The organism is Streptomyces incarnatus (genome assembly GCF_001027185.1).
Classification (GTDB): Bacteria; Actinomycetota; Actinomycetes; order Streptomycetales; family Streptomycetaceae; genus Streptomyces; species Streptomyces puniciscabiei.
The window spans coordinates 4,665,993-4,682,763 of the sequence record NZ_CP011497.1; the positions used below are offsets into that span (position 1 = coordinate 4,665,993).

Genomic DNA, 16,771 nt, shown 5'->3' on the forward strand with positions numbered 1-16,771 from the left:
GGTACGGCTGGGCTCACCGCCCCAGCGCCGCCAGCTCCTTGGCCGCCTCCGTCAGATCCTTCGCCGTGTCGATGGCCCGCCAGTACGCCCCCTGCGGGATCGGATACCCGAACAGCCGCCGCTCCCGGGCCAGCCCGGGAAACGTGGTCCGCTCGTGATCCCCCCGCTCGGGCAGCAGCTCCGCGAACCCGGGCGAGAAGACGTACACACCCGCGTTGATCTCGAACGTCGATGGCGGGGCCTCGATGAAGTCGGTGATGTGCCCGAACCCGTCGGTCTTCACCGCGCCCCAGGGGATCCGCGGCCGGGCCAGGGCCAGGGTCGCGACGGCATCCCGCTCGGTGTGGAAGTCGGCCATGTCCCGCAGGGAGAAGCGGGTCCAGATGTCGCCGTTGGTGGCGTACCAGGGCCGGTCGGGGCGGGGAAGGCGCGCGGCGGCGTACTTGAGGCCGCCGCCACGGCCGAGGGGCTCGGTCTCCACGACGGTGGTGACGGAGACGGGCAGGTCGGCGGAGTCCAGCCACTTCTGCAGGACCTCGGCGAGATGGCCGCAGGAGACCACCACGTCGGTCACGCCTTCCTCGGCGAGCCAGGTCAGCTGATGGCCGATGATCGGAGTGCCCGTGCCCGGGATCTCGACCATCGGCTTGGGCCGGTCGTCGGTGTAGGGACGCAGCCGGGAGCCCTGGCCACCGGCCAGGACCACGGCTTGAGTGGGGCGCGACGCGGCGTTGGGATGGGTCATGACCGCACTGTACGGGGCGCCCCGCCCGGGTCGGCCGGCAGCGACGCGCCCCTTGGGGAGCCGTTGCCTTCGCGGATCCTCCGGGATGAGGAACCGGAACCCCAAGGAGCGGTCACCGACGTCCCGGCGCACCCGGCGTCCCGGCGCACCCGGCGTTCAGCTGTGCGCGGTGTTCAGCTGTGCGCGGTGTTCAGCTGTGCGCGGCGGCGAGCACGCCCGAGGCGTACGACGTGTCGCACACCGGGCGGGCGTAGGACTGGGCGCGCGTGGCGCCGTACATCCGCTCCGCGGCCTGGCCCACCGCACGGGCGATGGAGGTGCAGTGCCGGGCGAGCGAGGGGCGTCCGTTCACCGCCTGCTGGAGGTGGGTGAGGACGACCCCGGGGTTCTTGTTCTGCAGCTCGGCGATCAGCTGGTCGCGGAGCACGTCCTGCGGGGCGCGGGAGACCGACGTGCTGGAGACCTCCGCCCCGGAGACGTCCGAGGCGGTCAGCGCCGAGCTGGAGGGGCTCCCCGTCCAGTTCACCCGGGTCACCGCGAGGGTTCCGGAGAGCACCAGGAAGACGGGCAGGACGAGGGCGAGAGTGCGGCCGATCCGGCGGGCAGGGCCGCCCCGGTGGCCGCGTCGCGTCTGTGGGGTGGTGGAGTGCTTCACGCGTGTGAGGGTAGCGCGGGGTAATGATTTGGCGACATTTAGTCACCCCTTCGGGGGATGAGAGAGCGCCACTTTCTGGGTAAGGGGTTGACGTCTCCCGCCCGGAATGATCGCTGTGCCGGGTATCTCCCGGCGCCCACACCACACGAAAGGGGCCCCGCGGCACTCCGCGGGGCCCCTTTCGTCAACCTCGGTACAAACGCGCTGCTCAGTCGGAGAGACGCTCACCCGTGGACGTCGAGAACACGTGGGTCTCGCCCGGCCGCGGCACCACGTGCAGCGTCGAGCCCTTCTCCGGGACCTGGCGGCCGTTCACACGGACGACCAGGTCCTTGACCTCGCCGCCGACCTCGGCCGTGCCGTACACGTAGCCGTCGGCGCCCAGCTCCTCGACCACGTTCACGGAGACGGCCAGACCGGCCGGCGCGTCCGCGCTGTCCTTCGTCAGGGTGGTGGCCGCACCGCCGCCCAGCTCGACCACGTCGAAGTGCTCGGGCCGGACGCCCACGGTCACCGTGCGGTCACCCTTGTCGGAGGCCGCCTTCAGCGCCTCCCGGTTGACCGGGACCACGCTGTTGCCGAACTTCACGCCGCCGTCGGTGATCGGGACCTCGACCAGGTTCATCGCCGGGGAGCCGATGAAGCCGGCGACGAAGAGGTTCGCGGGCTTGTCGTACATGTTCCGCGGCGAGTCCACCTGCTGCAGGAGGCCGTCCTTGAGCACGGCCACCCGGTCGCCCATCGTCATGGCCTCGACCTGGTCGTGCGTGACGTAGACGGTGGTGATGCCGAGGCGGCGCTGCAGCGACGCGATCTGCGTACGGGTGCTCACCCGGAGCTTGGCGTCGAGGTTCGACAGCGGCTCGTCCATGAGGAAGACCTGCGGCTCACGCACGATCGCGCGGCCCATGGCCACACGCTGGCGCTGACCACCGGAGAGCGCCTTCGGCTTGCGGTCCAGGTACTCCGTGAGGTCGAGGATCTTCGCGGCCTCCTCGACCTTCTGCCGGATCTCCGCCTTGTTGACGCCCGCGATCTTGAGCGCGAAGCCCATGTTGTCGGCGACCGTCATGTGCGGGTACAGCGCGTAGTTCTGGAACACCATGGCGATGTCCCGGTCCTTGGGCGGCAGGTGCGTGACGTCGCGGTCACCGATGCGGATGGCTCCGCCGTTGACGTCCTCCAGGCCCGCGAGCATCCGCAGCGAGGTGGACTTTCCGCAACCCGACGGGCCGACCAGGACGAGGAACTCGCCGTCCTCGATCGCGATGTCGAGCGAGTCGACGGCGGGCTTGGTGGAACCCGGGTAGATCCGGGTCGCCTTGTCGAACGTGACAGTGGCCATGGTGAATGGGCCCCCTTCTACCGGCAGGAACGTGCCGGACGATCCGTTGTAGGAAGGTGGTGGGTGTAGTCCACACAGGTGAACCGCGCGAACTGGCTCAGGACGCTACCTGGCGTCCATGTGGTCTGTCAGTACCTGGACGACTGTGAACTTCGCGGAAATTTTCGACGGGAGCCGGCCGAGACCTGGGTACACTGCACGGGCGCCCATGCGCACGCCTCCTTAGCTCAGCTGGTCAGAGCGCCGCTCTTGTAAAGCGAAGGTCGTCGGTTCGAATCCGACAGGGGGCTCCACAGGCAACGGCCTCGGACTCCGCGTCCGAGGCCGTTGTCGTGCTCGGCACGCCGAGCGCCGGCCGACCCCGCCGGGGAATCAGGGCCGCTCCGTCACGGCCCGAGCCCGGAGGTGAAGGTGTCGCGCAGAAGGGTCGCTGCGAAGGCGGGGTCGGCTGCTGCCGCGGTGGAGCAGAGGGTGCAGCCGGGGCCTGTCGGCTGTGACCAGGTTCCTTTGACGCGCAGGATCCGGACTGTGCCCGTGACGGCCGCGATCGGGACGCCGTGCGCCGTGGCTACTTGCTCGGCGACGCCCTTGACGAGACTCCATGGGAACGCCGGATCGCCGGGCGGCCGCCCTGGTGGATGCTGACGCTTCATGTCCGCCGCCCACAGCAGCGACTCGCGGAAATACCGCTGAATCAGGGCCTGGAGCTGTGGGGTGGCGCGGAGCGAGTCGAAGTCGGGAGGGTCGTAGACGGCCTGGCGTCGTCGCAGGATGCGGTCTACGCGCAGTGCGGTGTCGTCGGTGTCGTCGCTGCCCTCGCCCTGGCTGCGGCGGTCCTCGCTCATCTCGCAGTCGACCAGCCTTCCCCACCACTCCAGCCACTGGGCAGCCAGGACTTCCCGATCCGTGGAATCCGGGATTTCCATGGGCCCGGGCTGGTCGGTGAGGGGTGGCGGCACTGGAGCGCCTTCCGGAACCGGCAGGGCGGCGCCGTCGCGGATGAACAGTGCGGCGTGGAGCATCTGGGAGGTGCCCTCGGAGAACCGCCACGAGGACGAGCCGGCGTAATGCACTGCGTGTACACCTCCCGGTTCACGGTAGTACTCCGCCACCCAGCCCGAACAGGCAGTGAACAAGCCACTGTCGCGAGGGACTTGGCCGGCCTGGGGATCCCCCAGGCCAGCGGCTTTGGTGTGAGGTGTGACGGGGCGGTCAGCCGATGGTGGTGATGCCGTCCGTGGTGATGGTCGGGCGGCCCGAGGTGCCGGCTACGACGATCTTCAGGGTGTGTTTGGCGGAGCTGGACCAGGTCTTGGTCCAGACGGCCTGGCGGTAGAGGGTGGTGGAGGACTTCAGGTCCACCGTGGTGACCTTGGTGCCGTCGACGTAGATGTACGCCTGGCCGGAGGTGGAGGCGCGGGAGACGATCCAGGCCACCGAGCGTCCGGTGAAGGTCCAGCTGATCGAGGCGCCGGCGGAGGCGGAGCTGTAGGAGTAGCCGCCCAGGTAGCTGGTGCTGCTGCGGTGGGTCCAGGTGCCGGTGCGGGTGGTGGAGGTCTCCTGGATGATCGACGGCGTCCGGTTGACGGAGGCGCTCGCGGTGTTGCCGGCCGTGTCGTACGCCTTGAGGGCGAACAGGTCCGAGGTGCCGGGCTTGGCGGTGGTGTTCCAGGAGGTCACGGTCGGGCCGAAGGTGGCCGAGGACGGTGAGGTCGCCAGGACCTGGGAGAGGGCCGCGTTGTCGGCGGCCTTCCAGGTCACGGTGACGGGGACCGCCGTCGAACTGACCGTGCCGGTGCGGGTGTTCACGGCCGGGGTGGTCGGGAAGGTGGGCGCGGTGGTGTCGCCGACCAGGGTGGCCGGGCCGGAGAGGGTGGTGGAGCCGCGGACGTGGGTGGCGCGGACCTGGACGGTGTGGTTGCCGGCGGTGACCGGGATCGAGGCGGAGCGGGCGGAGCCGGAGGTGTGTGCCGCGGCCTTGCCGTCGACCAGGACGTCGAAGCCGGAGATCACCGCGGACGGTGTGGCGGTGCTCCAGCTCACGGTGGCCGAGCCCTTGGTGTAGTAGCTCGTCCCGGACTTGGTCGCCCCGCCGGACATGCCGGTGACGGTGACGGCGCCGACCGGGCCGGCCGCGTAGGAGCGGATGGTGCTCAGGGCGTTGTAGAGCTGGTTGCCGGGGCAGTCGGTGGCGTAGCCGTTGCGGTGCCCGGAGATGACGTCGAAGGGGTAGTTGTTGCCCAGGGTGAAGCCGGAGCTGTCGGAGGCGCCCTCGGGCAGGGAGGCGGTGCCGGTGCCCGGGTTCACGCCGGTCATGCCGAACTTCCAGGCCGCGATGCGGGCGATGGACGCGAGCATGGCCTGGCTCGGTGTGGCGCCGGGGAAGGTGCTGGCGGTGGAGTCGCCGCCGCTGAGGTCGGTGTAGGTGCCGATGGCGGCGACGCCCATGCTGTTGGTGTTGAACCCGTAGGTCTGGGCGCCCACGACCGGCAGTGCCATTCCGCCGAAGCGGCCTTCGAAGATGGTGCCGCACTTGTCGACGAGGAAGTTGTAGCCGAGGTCGCGCCAGCCCTGGTTGAGGTGCTCGGCGTAGATGCCGCGCACGATCGCCGGGGAGTCGGCGCAGGAGTAGTTGTTGGTGGTGTCCGTGTGGTGGACGAACATCACCTTCACCGCCGAGCCGTACAGGGGGTAACCGGTGTCCCGGGCGCACTCGTCGGCGCCCCAGCCGGCCCGGGTGACGACGGTGGGCGGTGCCACTGTGGAGGTGGTCGCGGCCGGCATCGGGTCGGGTGGGGTCGGCGAGGACGAGGGGGAGGGGCCGGCCGAGGAGGCGGGACAGGAGGGGTACGCCTGGTCCGTGGTCGGCAGCTGGCTCGGCCAGGAGCTCGCCGACGCGCTCGGCGAGGCGGAGTCCGTGGCGGACGCGGAGGCGGAGGTGGACATCGAGGCCGAGGTCCCGGTGGACGGGGTCGCCGATGCCGGGTCCGTGGCCGTGGGGGTGTCCGTGGGTGCGGCGGAGTCCGTCGCGGTCGGGGTGCCGGAGGCGTCCGTCGCGGTGTCGGTCGGGGTCACGCTGTCCGTCGGGGTGGCGGTGTCCGTCGGGGTCGCGGTGTCGGTGGCCGTCGCGTCCATGGCGTACGCCGCCGGGGCCATGCCGGAGTCCTGCGTGGTGCCGGTGGCGGGCTTGCCGGGGTCGACCAGGTCCACCCGCAGTCCGGCGGGCAGTGCGGTCTTGCGGCCGGCGCCGGTCGCGCGGACCTGGATTCCGTTCGAGGGTCCCGACCACATGGGGGACATGCCGCCGCGCACCCCGGGGCGGTTCAGTTCGGCGGCGTCGGGGATGTCGTCCGGCTGCTGCATCTTCAGCCAGGGAGTCCAGTGGCCGCTGACGGCGGATCGGGTCCGTACCTCCACCGTGCCGCGCAGCTTGGCGTGGGCGCCGTTCCAGGTGAGGCCCACCATGCTGAAGGGGGTCGTGGACCGGGCTCCCAGTGCCTTGAGCGATGCACTGCTCCCGGTGAGGGACAGTGAGTGGACGTGCGTCTTGACCGGTCCCGTCGCGGCGGACGCTCCGCCGTGGTGTGCGGAGCCGGCCATGGCGACGGTCGCCACGATCACGCCGCCACCGGCGACGACCGCGCTCAGCGCCACCCAGGTGCGCTTCTTCAGGCCGGCTCGGCGACGGCCGCGCGGCACCCTCTGTTCAGTTCTCATGCCCCACCCTGAAGCCCCGTTGTCGTTGTCGTCACAGGCATTGCGAGGCACTCCTGTCACAGGAGTGCCCGGAAGTACCAGCGCTGCGGGACGTTGAAGCGTCACATACCCCGGAGTCGGCGTCGGGGACGGCGTCCGGAGACGGCGTAGGAAGAGGCGTCCGGAAATGCCGCCGGCCTGGGTTTCCCCAGGCCGGCGGGACTTTCAGGGGGTGTGCGTCAGGGCACGTAGGACGGGGTGTTGCTCGCCCACAGGGCGCCGCCCTTGCCCGTTCCGCCGGTGGATGTGTACACGACAAAGTTGCCGTCGTTCTGCATCACCGCGTACGCGCCGGAGTGGCCGTTGGTGTGGGTGGACCACAGGGCGGTGCCGGTGCTGGAGTACACCACCAGGTTGCCGTCGGTCTGCATGGACGCGTAGGCGCCGGAGTGGCCGGAGGTGCCGGTGGACCAGATGGCCTTGCCGTCGCGCTTGCGGTACAGCACGAGGTTGCCGTCGGGCTGCATGACGAGGCGGGTGTACTTGGCCTGGGCCCACCAGCCGCCCTTGAGCTTCTGGCCGGAGCCGATGGTCGCCGAGTGCACGTAGGTGCCGTCCGACCACAGGGAGCCGCCGGTGCTCGGGCCGCCGCCGGAGCCGTAGACCACCAGGTTGCCGTCGTCCTGCACCAGGAAGTAGGCGCCGCTGTGGCCGCTCGTGTGCGTGGACCACAGGGCGGTGCCGGTGCTGGAGTACACCACCAGGTTGCCGTCGGTCTGCATGTACGCGTAGGCGCCGGAGTGGCCGGAGGTGCCGGTGGACCAGATCGCCGGGCCGCTGCCGCTGGTGCCGTTCGTCTTGAGGTAGGCGACCAGGTTGCCGTCGCTGCCCATGGTCAGCGTGATGTTCCCGCTGCTCAGCTTGTGGCCGGAGGTCAGCTTCTGGCCGGGCTGGAGGGAGTTGACGGTGCCGGTGCCGGGGGCGAAGGCGGCGGTGCCGTTCGGGGTGCCGAGGCCGGTCGGGCCGTCGTAGCCGGTGCCCGCGGTGCACAGGTAGGCCGGGGAGCAGGTGCCGTCGCTGCCCGTGGTGACGTCGTTCAGCGCGGACGTGTGGCCGTAGGGGTAGGCGGACGGGTAGCTGTTCGCGGCCGGGGTGCCGGCGAGGGCGTAGGTGGCCGCGATGATCGGCGAGGAGGCGCTGGTGCCGCCGTAGACGTCCCAGCCGGAGGCGCCGTAGGTGTCGTAGACGGCGACGCCGGTGTTCGGGTCGGCGACCGCGGAGACGTCCGCGACGGTACGGCGGGTGCAGCCGGTGTCGGTCTGCCAGGTGGGCTTGGCCTCGTCGGCGGAGCAGCCGGAGCCGGTGCCGTCGGTGGCGTCGTTGGACCACACCGACTCGCTCCAGCCGCGGGTGTTGCTCGCGCGGCTGAGCGAGGTGCCGCCGACCGCGGTGACGTAGGGGGAGGACGCCGGGTACTCGACGCCGTAGCCGCTGTCGCCCGCGCTGACGGTGACGGCGACGCCGGGGTGGTTGAAGTACTGGACGTCGGCGGTGGTCTCGGTCGGGTCCTCGGTGCCGCCGAAGGAGTTCGAGACGTACTTGGCGCCGAGGGCGACGGCCTCGTTCTCGGCGGTGCCGATGTCGGTCATGCTCGAGGAGGAGGCCTCGACGAGCGTGATGTGGCACTGCGGGCAGACGGCGCTGACCATGTCGAGGTCGAGGGAGATCTCGCCGGCCCAGCCCGAGTCGGGGCTCGGGTAGGTGGTGCCGCCGGTCTGGTTGACCTTGTGGAAGCAGCCGTTGGCGGTGGTGCAGGCGGGGAGGCCGTACTGGGACCGGTAGGCGGCCAGGTCGGACTCGGCGTTCGGGTCGTCCATGGCGTCGACGATGGCGACGGTCCGGCCCGAACCGGCCGTCGCCGACGGGAGGTTGTAGGCGCTCTGGAGGTCCGAGGGGCCGTAGCCGGATGGTGTGGCGTCCGGGCTGACGGTCAGGTGCTGGACGATGTCGGTACGGGCCTCGGCGAGGCACGCGACATGGCCCGGCGTGGTGGTGTGGGCACACAGGTGCTTGATGTGGGCCGCCGCGTGGGACGGCGGTGCGGCGAAGGCGGTCGCCGTGAGCCATCCGGTGGACATTCCGGCGGATATGAGTGCCGTGGTGGACAGCAGAGCGGCGGTGGATGCCGCCCGGTGTCTCCCTGAGAGCAAGGAAGTGCCCTTCTGGTGTGGTGATGTCGGGCAGACCGAGTGGTCTGCCCGTGACAGTCGAATGCTGGCGATGCATTTCGGCCAAGGGCAACGAGAAACAAGTAAAAGGTTGATCAGAATCAGGTGCGGAGCCGGGCTCTGCTGAAACCCGGATCGCCGCCGTAGGGCCACAGACCGTCTCCGGGTGCGGCCCGCCGGGGGCTGCTCGCGCAGTTCCCCGCGCCCCTTCGGGGCGCTCGCAGGAGCGGCCGGCAGGACCAGGGCGCTGATGCCGTTCATGTGCTCCGGGGATGTCAATCACGGGCCGGGCGAGGCCGGCGTGCGTGAATCGGCTCATGCGAATCATCCGGGGCCTCGGCGGCGTATGGGCGTACATCCGCAGCGCTCCCGGCACGTATGTGTGGCTGGGTGTCCTGTTCGTCACGACCGTCGCGCTGCACCAGATGTCGCCGGAGTTCGAGCAGCACTTCCTGCGGCAGCGGTCGACCAACATCCACGAGCTGTCGCGCAACCCCGTGCGGGTCCTCGTGGCCAGCGCGCTGTGGATCGACAGCGGCCGCTGGCTGCCGTACATCCTGCTGTACACGGTGTTCCACGCGCCGGTGGAGCGCTGGCTCGGCACCGCCCGCTGGCTCGCCGTGTGCGCGCTGGCGCACGTGCTCGCCACGCTGATCAGCGAGGGCGCCCTGCTGAAGGCGATCCGTGACGGCATGGCACCGCACTCGGCGGTCAACACCCTGGACGTGGGCGTGAGTTACGCCCTGGCCGGGGTCATCGCCGTGCTCACCTACCGGATCGCGGCGCCCTGGCGGTACGCGTATCTGCTGGCGGTGCTCGTGGTCTTCGCGCTGCCGCTGACCGAGGGATCGACCTTCACCGACCTCGGCCACTTCGTCTCGGCACTGATCGGACTGGCCTGCTACCCCCTGACCAGAGGCCGCGGAAAAGCATGGAATCCGAAGGAGACACTGGCCGCTCCGAGGGGTTAACGTCCCGGCCATGAGCAGCTCGGCAAGCAGGGTCGTCAACGGCGGGATCTCCTTCTGGTACGCGGACGACGGCCTCCCCGCGGTACGCGAGCCACTGTCCGGGGACGCGACCGCCGACGTCGCGATCGTGGGTGGCGGCTACACCGGTTTGTGGACCGCGTACTACCTGAAGAAGGCCGCCCCCTTCCTCCGCATCACCGTGCTGGAGCAGAAGTTCTGCGGCTACGGCGCCTCCGGCCGCAACGGCGGCTGGCTCTACAACGGCATCGCCGGCCGCGACCGGTACGCGAAGCTGCACGGCCGCGAAGCCGCCGTACGCCTGCAGCGGGCGATGAACGACACCGTCGCCGAGGTGATCGCGGCGGCCGGGGCCGAGGGCATCGACGCCGACATCCACCAGGGCGGCGTGCTCGAAGTGGCCACCACCCCCGCCCAGCTGGCCCGCCTGAAGGCCTTCCACGAGCACGAGCTGTCGTACGGCGAGAAGGACCGGGAGAGCTACGGCGCCCGCGAGACCGCCGAACGCATCCGGATCGCCGACGCGGTCGGCTCCACCTGGACCCCGCACGGTGCCCGGCTGCACCCCGTGAAGCTGGTCAAGGGTCTCGCGGCGGCGGTGGAGGCCCTGGGCGTCACGATCCACGAGTCGACCCCGGTGACCGAGATCCGCCCCAAGCACGCCGTCACCCCCTACGGCACGGTCCGCGCGCCCTACATCCTGCGCTGCACCGAGGGCTTCACCGCGGCCCTGAAGGGCCAGCGGCGCACCTGGCTCCCCATGAACTCCTCCATGATCGCCACCGAGCCGCTGACCGAGGAGCAGTGGGCGGCCATCGGCTGGGACGGCCGCGAGACCCTCGGCGACATGGCCCACGCCTACATGTACGCCCAGCGCACCGCCGACGGCCGCATCGCGCTCGGCGGCCGCGGGATCCCCTACCGCTTCGGGTCGCGCACGGACAACGACGGCCGCACCCAGGCGGCGACGGTCGAGGCCCTGCACGAGATCCTGACCCGCTTCTTCCCGGCGCTGGCCGGGGTGCGGGTGGAGCACGCCTGGTCGGGCGTCCTGGGTGTGCCCCGCGACTGGTGCGCCACGGTGACCCTCGACCGCTCGACGGGCCTCGGCTGGGCCGGCGGGTACGTCGGCTCCGGCGTCGCCACCGCCAACCTGGCCGCCCGCACCCTGCGCGACCTGGTCCAGCAGGACTCCGGCCAGGGCGGCCGCACCGAGCTGACGGACCTGCCCTGGGTCAACCACAGGGTCCGCAAGTGGGAGCCCGAACCCTTCCGCTGGCTCGGCGTTCACGGCATGTACGCCACCTACCGCACCGCCGACCAGCGCGAACGCCTGCGCCCGGGCACGGAGTCCTCCCGGCTGGCGAAGCTGGCGGACCGGGTGGCGGGGCGGCACTGACCGGGCGGTAGGTGGCCGGCGGTAGTGACCGGGCGGTAGTGACCGGGTGGCGGCACGCCCGGTTAGCCTCGCCGCATGATTCGTACCGCGATACCCGCCGACATCCCCGTCATCCACGCCCTGATCCGTGAGCTGGCCGAGTACGAGAAGGCACCGCAGGAGGCGCGGGCGACTCAGGAGCAGCTCAGGGAGGCGCTGTTCGGGGAGCGGCCGGCGGCGTTCGCGCACCTGGCGGTGGACGACGCCACCGGTCAGGCCGTCGGTTTCGCGCTGTGGTTCCTGAACTTCTCCACCTGGCGTGGGGTGCACGGCATCCATCTGGAGGACCTCTACGTCCGGCCGAGCGCCCGGGGCGGCGGGCACGGGCGGGCGCTGCTGACGGAGCTGGCGCGGATCTGCGTCGAGCGCGGGTACGGGCGGCTGGAGTGGTCGGTGCTGGACTGGAACCGGCCCGCGATCGGCTTCTACGAGGCGCTGGGCGCCCGTCCGCAGGACGGGTGGACGGTGTACCGGCTGACGGACGGGGCGCTCGCGGCCCTGGGGTCAGGTCACTGACTCGGGCACCGGGGCGTCGGCCGGCACCTCGTGTTTCGGGGCCCTGGCCGTGACCATCAGGCCGGCGATCAGGGCCGCCAGGAGCATCACGCCGGCCGCCCACCAGATGGCGATGGTGTAGCCGTGCACCACGCCCGCCGGGATGACGAGGGCCTTGGGGGTGCCGGTCCGCAGGTGGGCGGTGATGTAGGCGGTGCTGCTGGTGGTGGCGATGGTGTTGAGCAGGGCCGTACCGATCGAACCGCCCACCTGTTGTGAGGTGTTGACGGTCGCGGAGGTGACCCCGGCGTCGCGGGGGGCGACACCCGAGGTGGCGGTGGCGAACACGGGCATGAAGGTCAGGCCCATGCCGAGGCCCATGAGGATCAGGGCGGGCAGGATCTCGGTCGTGTAGGAGGAGTGGACCGTCATGCGGGTGAGGAGCGTCATGCCGCCCGCGGCGAGGACCATGCCGGGGGTCATGAGCATGCGCGGGGCCACGTGCTGCAGCAGCCGGGCGGAGATCTGCGTGGAGCCGGTGATGATCGCCGCGGTGAGGGGCAGGTAGGCGAGGCCCGTCCGGACCGGCGAGTAGCCGAGCACGGTCTGCAGGTAGTAGGTCATGAACAGGAACAGGCCGAACATGCCGATCGTCGCGAGCATCATGGTCAGGAAGCAGCCGGCCCGGTTGCGGTCCTTGATGATGTGCAGCGGGAGCAGGGGGCTCGGGGCGCGGTTCTGCCACCAGACGAACGCGGTGAGCAGGACGATCCCGCTCGCGAACAGGGCGAGCACCAGAGGGTCGCTCCAGCCGCGCGGCTGCGCCTCGCTGAAGCCGTAGACGAGGGCGACGAGCCCGCCGCAGCCCAGCAGGACGCCGGGCACGTCGAGGCGGGCCTCGCGGTGGCCGGGGCGGTCGTGCAGGAGGGTGAAGGCGCCGACGACGGCGAGGACGGCGATGGGCACGTTGACGTACAGGCACCAGCGCCAGTTCAGGTACTCGGTGAGCAGGCCGCCGACGATGAAGCCGATCGCCGAGCCGCTGCCGGCGAGCGCGCCGTAGATGCCGAAGGCCTTGCCGCGTTCGCGGGGGTCGGTGAAGGTCGTGGTCAGCAGAGAGAGCGCGGAGGGCGCGAGGACGGCGGCGAAGGCGCCCTGGAGCGCGCGGGCGCCGAACAGCATCCCGGAGCTGGTGGCGGCCCCGCCGAGCGCGGAGGCGACGGCGAAGCCGATGAGCCCGATGACGAAGGTGCGCTTGCGTCCGACGAGGTCGGCGACGCGCCCGCCGAGCAGCAGCAGCCCGCCGAAGGCGAGGGTGTAGGCGGTGATCACCCACTGGCGGTTGCCGTCGGACATGTGCAGGGCGTCCTGGGCGGAGGGGAGCGCGATGTTCACGATCGTCGCGTCCAGGACGACCATCAGCTGGGCGAGGGCGATGACGACGAGGCCCCACCAGCGGTGCGGATCGGTGCCCTCGGGAGCCTTCCGAGGGGGCTCGGCTTCACCCGTTCGGCCGGTACTCATCTGGCCAGAAGACCACGGATCGGGGCGTATCGCATCCGTCTGCGCGGTCCGGCCGTCCGGTGCCTCGGCCGAGGCTTTCGGCGAGTGCTTCATGGTTCCAGTACCACCTTTCCGATCGTGTCGCGGTTCTCGAGTGCGCGGTGCGCGGCGGCCGCCCGCGCGAGGGGGAAGCGGGTGACGGCGGGGCGCAGCCGGCCGTGGGCGGCTTCGGCGAGGGCGCGCAGTTCCAGCGCGCGCAGGCCGCCCGCCCGGCGGAGCATCCCGGGGCCCAGCACGGACCGGGAGACGCCCTCGACGAAGTGCCCCGCGCCCGCCCCGATGCCTTCCGCCGACCAGCCGAAGACCAGGTGCCGCCCGCCGGGACCGAGGAGGCCGACGGCCTGCCGGGCCGCCTCGCCGCCGACGCCGTCGTAGACGATCGAGGCCCGCCGGGTCCCGAGGCCGGCCCGCACCTTCGCGGGCCAGGCGCTGTCGGTGTAGTCGACGGCGAGATCGGCGCCGTTCGCCCGGACGCGGGCGGTCTTCCCGGCGCCGCCCGCGAGTCCGACCACGGTGGCGCCGGCGTTCCTGGCGTACTGCACGAGCAGGGTGCCGATGCCTCCGGCGGCGGCGGGTACGACGACCACGTCGTCCTCTCCCGGCTCGGCGAACTGCACGATCCCGAGCGCCGTACGCCCTGTGCCGATCATGGCGACGGCGGCGGCGAAGTCCAGGTTCTCCGGGATCTCGTGCACGCGGTCGACGCCGGTGACGGCGAGTTCGGCGTACCCCCCGGGCGCGAAGCCGAGGTGGGCCACGACCCGCCTGCCGAGCCACGGCCCGTCGACGCCGTCGCCGAGGGCGTCCACGACCCCGGCGACCTCGCGGCCGGGCACGGTCGGCAGGGCGGGCCGCTCGGGCAGCGGGCCCTTGTGCCCGGCGCGCAGGGCGGCGTCGAGCAGGTGCACCCCGGCCGCGGCGACCGCGATCCGCACCTGCCCCGGGCCGGGCACGGGGTCGGGCACCTCCTCGTGGGTGAGGTGCTCGGCGGGACCGAAGGCGTGCAGGCGGACGGCGTGCATGGTGACCCCCCAGGAGGACGGCTGACTCGTCGTACTCACGCTCCGGCCTCAAGCGCGCTTGAGGTCAAGGGCGGGCCGGCCGAGGATCAGGGACACCGCGGTGACCGCGCTGTTGAAGGACACCTCCGACAGCACACCCGGCGCGGCCACCTGGTCGCCGACGAGATAGACCCCGTCGCCGCGGTCCACGGCGGGCCGGTCCCGCCAGCTGCTCCCCGGCAGGTCCAGTGCTCCGGTACGGCCGTCCGCCACGGCCTCCCGCCGCCAGGTCAGCCGCTCCCGCCAGCCCGGGAAGCCCAGGTCGAGGAGTTCCTCGGCGCGGGCGAGACCGTCGGCGCGGGACTCGCCCGGCCCGATCGGGACCTGCCCCTGGATCAGCTGCTCCCCGGCCGGGGCGAGGGACGGGTCCTGAGCCGTGAACCGCTCGATCCAGCCGGGCGTGTCCAGGTCGGAGACGACGAAGGCGTCCCCGCGACGGGTGCGCACGGCGAGGTCGAGCAGGACGGTACGGCCGCTCGGCCAGGTCAGCGAGTCGTCGCCGAGCAGCCGCCGGGCGGCGGCCAGCGAGGTGGCGACGACCACGGGGGTGCCGGTGGGCAGTTCGTCGACGCGGGACAGCGTCTCGACCCGTACGCCCAGGTGCCAGGCCCGCGCGGCCATCCGGTCGATCAGGGAGGCCCAGCCGCCGACCGGGTAGTGCGCCTCCGGCGGCAGCTTGGTGGCCCGGCGCAGCCGCTCCTGCACGAACGCGGCGGACAGGGCGCCGGGGTCGTGGTGGAACAGGGCGACGGCCGCGTAGTGGGCGGCGGCCCGGGCGCCCTCCTCCCCGGCGACACCGGTAGCCCAGCTCAGGAAGTCGGCGTCGACCGGCGCCCGGCGGACGCCGGGGCGCAGCAGCTTCAGCATCCCGAAGGGCGGGGTGCGGCGCAGCGCGCCGTGGTGCCGCAGCCGCAGCCGGGCCGCCTCCAGCGCCGGGATCGGGGCGAGCGGGCCGATCAGGTCCCGCTGCCTGAGCCAGGTCCAGTGCGGGCCGCCGTTGTACAGGGCGTGCGGGCCCTCGTTGGTGCGGTACGGTCCGTCGGCGGTGCGCGCCCGGCCGCCCAGGGTGTGGTGGGCCTCGTACAGGGTGACCGTGGCGCCCGCCTCGGCGGCGGTGATCGCGGCGGTGAGTCCGGCGAACCCGCCGCCGATGACGGTGACGCGGGGCTTGGGGCGGTGCAGGGGGCGGTGCATGGGTGGGCCCTCCCTCGGATCCGGACACCTGGTCCGTGCGTACGACTGTCGGTCCGACAAGAGGACCGATCGGCGCGCCGGAATGTGACATCGACCGGGTTTGCCCAGCTCAGCGGGATTGTCAGTGGCGGGGTGCAGCATGGGGGCATGGCGAGGAGAGCGACGGGCGGCCGTGCGGCGGGCCGGACAGGAGTGCGGGGCGCGCGACGGCCGGAGCTGCGGCTGCCGCCCCTACGGCCGTGGCGGCAGGGCGAGTTGGAGCCCGACGGGGACTACGACGGGCTGGACTTCCAGGACGCCGACCTGACCGGACAGGACGGCGTGGGCGCCCGGTTCATGGACTGCGCGCTGACCGGCTGTGTGCTGGACGACACGGCGCTGGGCCGGGCCAGAGTGCTCGACTCCGTCCTGACCGGGCCGCGCGGGGTGGGCACGCATCTCGCCGAGTCCACGTTCCGGGACGTGGAGCTGATCGACGCCCGGCTGGGCGGCACGCAGCTGCACGGCGCCGTCCTGGAGCGGGTCGTGGTCCGCGGCGGCAAGATCGACTACCTCAATCTGCGGGAGGCCCGCCTGACGGACGTCGTCTTCGAGTCCTGCGTCCTGGTCGAGCCGGACTTCGCCGGCGCGAGACTGGAGCGCGTGGAGTTCGTCGACTGCGCCCTGAGAGAGGCCGACTTCGGCAGCGCGACCCTGACGGACGTGGACCTGCGCGGGGCGGCTCCGCTGGAGATCGTGCGGGGGCTGGACCGGCTGTCGGGGGCGGTGATCAGCACCGGGCAACTGCTGGATCTGGCACCGCTGCTGGCGGCGGAGCTGGGGATCCGGGTGGAGTAGGGCCTGCGGCAGTCCTGCGGCGCCCTACGACACCCGCGGAAAGCGGGCCTGAAGGGTCCAGATCGCCGGGTTCTCCGCCAGGTCCTCATGGAGGTCGGTCAGGTCGGCGATCAGGTCGTGCAGGAAGTCGCGGGCCTCGCGGCGCAGTTCGGCGTGGGAGAAGGACAGCGGGGACTCCTCGGCCGGCACCCAGTCGGCGGTGATGTCCACCCAGCCGAAGCGGCGCTCGAACAGCATCCGGTCGGTGGACTCGGTGAAGTCCAGCTCCGCGCGCTGCGGCCGGGCGGCGCGGGAGCCCATCGGATCCCGGTCCAGCCGTTCCACGATGTCGCACAGCGCCCACGCGAAGTCCAGCACCGGCACCCATCCCCAGGCTGTGGACAGCTCCCGGTCCGTCTTCGTGTCCGCGAGATACACATCACCGCAGAACAGGTCGTGCCGCAGCGCGTGGACGTCCGCGCGGCGGTAGTCGGTCTGCGGGGGGTCCGGGAACCGGTTGGAGAGGGCGTAGCCGATGTCGAGCAC

The 16,771-nt window shown here is 71.8% G+C and carries 14 protein-coding genes and 1 tRNA gene; 5 read left to right on the forward strand and 10 right to left on the reverse strand.

Annotation, left to right across the window (positions count from 1 at the left end; genetic code table 11):
• Nucleotides 1-13 precede the first annotated feature (13 nt).
• The 3 genes from ABB07_RS21020 to msiK form a co-directional block, all read right to left on the reverse strand.
• Nucleotides 14-745, reverse strand: a complete 732-nt coding sequence (locus ABB07_RS21020) for a nucleotidyltransferase family protein (protein WP_208900146.1) — start codon at nt 743-745, stop codon at nt 14-16.
• A gap of 190 nt (nt 746-935) precedes the next feature.
• Complete coding sequence (locus ABB07_RS21025; protein ID WP_208900147.1) at nt 936-1,400, reverse strand: hypothetical protein; 465 nt, start codon at nt 1,398-1,400, stop codon at nt 936-938.
• A 208-nt stretch (nt 1,401-1,608) separates the two neighbouring features.
• The gene (gene msiK / locus ABB07_RS21030) at nt 1,609-2,745 is read right to left on the reverse strand and encodes a diacetylchitobiose ABC transporter ATP-binding protein MsiK (protein WP_208900148.1); all 1,137 of its coding nucleotides are present in this window, start codon (nt 2,743-2,745) and stop codon (nt 1,609-1,611) included.
• A gap of 216 nt (nt 2,746-2,961) precedes the next feature.
• Between msiK and ABB07_RS21035 the strand changes: the two genes are divergently transcribed.
• Nucleotides 2,962-3,038 (forward strand) — tRNA-Thr (locus ABB07_RS21035).
• Between the two features lie 93 nt (nt 3,039-3,131).
• On the opposite strand, the gene ABB07_RS21040 is transcribed toward ABB07_RS21035, so the two are convergent.
• The 3 genes from ABB07_RS21040 to ABB07_RS40915 all read right to left on the reverse strand — a co-directional run bounded on the left by ABB07_RS21040 (nt 3,132) and on the right by ABB07_RS40915 (nt 8,579).
• The gene (locus ABB07_RS21040) at nt 3,132-3,767 is read right to left on the reverse strand and encodes a hypothetical protein (RefSeq protein ID WP_208900149.1); all 636 of its coding nucleotides are present in this window, start codon (nt 3,765-3,767) and stop codon (nt 3,132-3,134) included.
• Nucleotides 3,768-3,957: 190 nt separating this feature from the next.
• Nucleotides 3,958-6,462, reverse strand: a complete 2,505-nt coding sequence (locus tag ABB07_RS21045; RefSeq protein WP_244189452.1) for an N-acetylmuramoyl-L-alanine amidase — start codon at nt 6,460-6,462, stop codon at nt 3,958-3,960.
• A 218-nt stretch (nt 6,463-6,680) separates the two neighbouring features.
• Nucleotides 6,681-8,579: a hypothetical protein gene (locus ABB07_RS40915; protein ID WP_244189453.1), complete on the reverse strand. Its 1,899-nt coding sequence runs from the start codon at nt 8,577-8,579 to the stop codon at nt 6,681-6,683.
• A gap of 407 nt (nt 8,580-8,986) precedes the next feature.
• On the opposite strand from ABB07_RS40915, the gene ABB07_RS21055 reads away from it, so the two are divergent.
• The 3 genes from ABB07_RS21055 (at nt 8,987) to ABB07_RS21065 (ending at nt 11,612) form a co-directional block, all read left to right on the forward strand.
• A complete protein-coding gene (locus ABB07_RS21055; protein WP_208900150.1) occupies nt 8,987-9,640 on the forward strand; it encodes a rhomboid-like protein in 654 nt (217 codons plus the stop codon).
• Between the two features lie 10 nt (nt 9,641-9,650).
• A complete protein-coding gene (locus ABB07_RS21060; RefSeq protein ID WP_208900151.1) occupies nt 9,651-11,057 on the forward strand; it encodes an NAD(P)/FAD-dependent oxidoreductase in 1,407 nt (468 codons plus the stop codon).
• A 75-nt stretch (nt 11,058-11,132) separates the two neighbouring features.
• The gene (locus tag ABB07_RS21065; RefSeq protein ID WP_208900152.1) at nt 11,133-11,612 is read left to right on the forward strand and encodes a GNAT family N-acetyltransferase; all 480 of its coding nucleotides are present in this window, start codon (nt 11,133-11,135) and stop codon (nt 11,610-11,612) included.
• Here ABB07_RS21065 and ABB07_RS21070 read toward each other — a convergent pair.
• From ABB07_RS21070 to ABB07_RS21080, 3 genes are all read right to left on the reverse strand, one after another.
• Nucleotides 11,601-13,115: an MFS transporter gene (locus ABB07_RS21070; protein ID WP_208900153.1), complete on the reverse strand. Its 1,515-nt coding sequence runs from the start codon at nt 13,113-13,115 to the stop codon at nt 11,601-11,603. The genes ABB07_RS21065 and ABB07_RS21070 overlap by 12 nt on opposite strands.
• A gap of 89 nt (nt 13,116-13,204) precedes the next feature.
• Nucleotides 13,205-14,176 carry a zinc-binding dehydrogenase gene (locus tag ABB07_RS21075; RefSeq protein WP_208903550.1) on the reverse strand — a complete coding sequence of 324 codons (972 nt, stop codon included), beginning with the start codon at nt 14,174-14,176 and terminating at the stop codon, nt 13,205-13,207.
• A gap of 48 nt (nt 14,177-14,224) precedes the next feature.
• Entirely contained in the window at nt 14,225-15,409 is a 1,185-nt protein-coding gene (locus tag ABB07_RS21080) for an NAD(P)-binding protein (protein WP_208900154.1), read from the reverse strand.
• A gap of 147 nt (nt 15,410-15,556) precedes the next feature.
• Between ABB07_RS21080 and ABB07_RS21085 the strand changes: the two genes are divergently transcribed.
• Nucleotides 15,557-16,246 carry a pentapeptide repeat-containing protein gene (locus tag ABB07_RS21085; RefSeq protein WP_208900155.1) on the forward strand — a complete coding sequence of 230 codons (690 nt, stop codon included), beginning with the start codon at nt 15,557-15,559 and terminating at the stop codon, nt 16,244-16,246.
• Between the two features lie 24 nt (nt 16,247-16,270).
• Here ABB07_RS21085 and ABB07_RS21090 read toward each other — a convergent pair whose 3' ends face one another.
• The gene (locus ABB07_RS21090; RefSeq protein WP_208900156.1) at nt 16,271-16,771 is read right to left on the reverse strand and encodes a hypothetical protein; all 501 of its coding nucleotides are present in this window, start codon (nt 16,769-16,771) and stop codon (nt 16,271-16,273) included.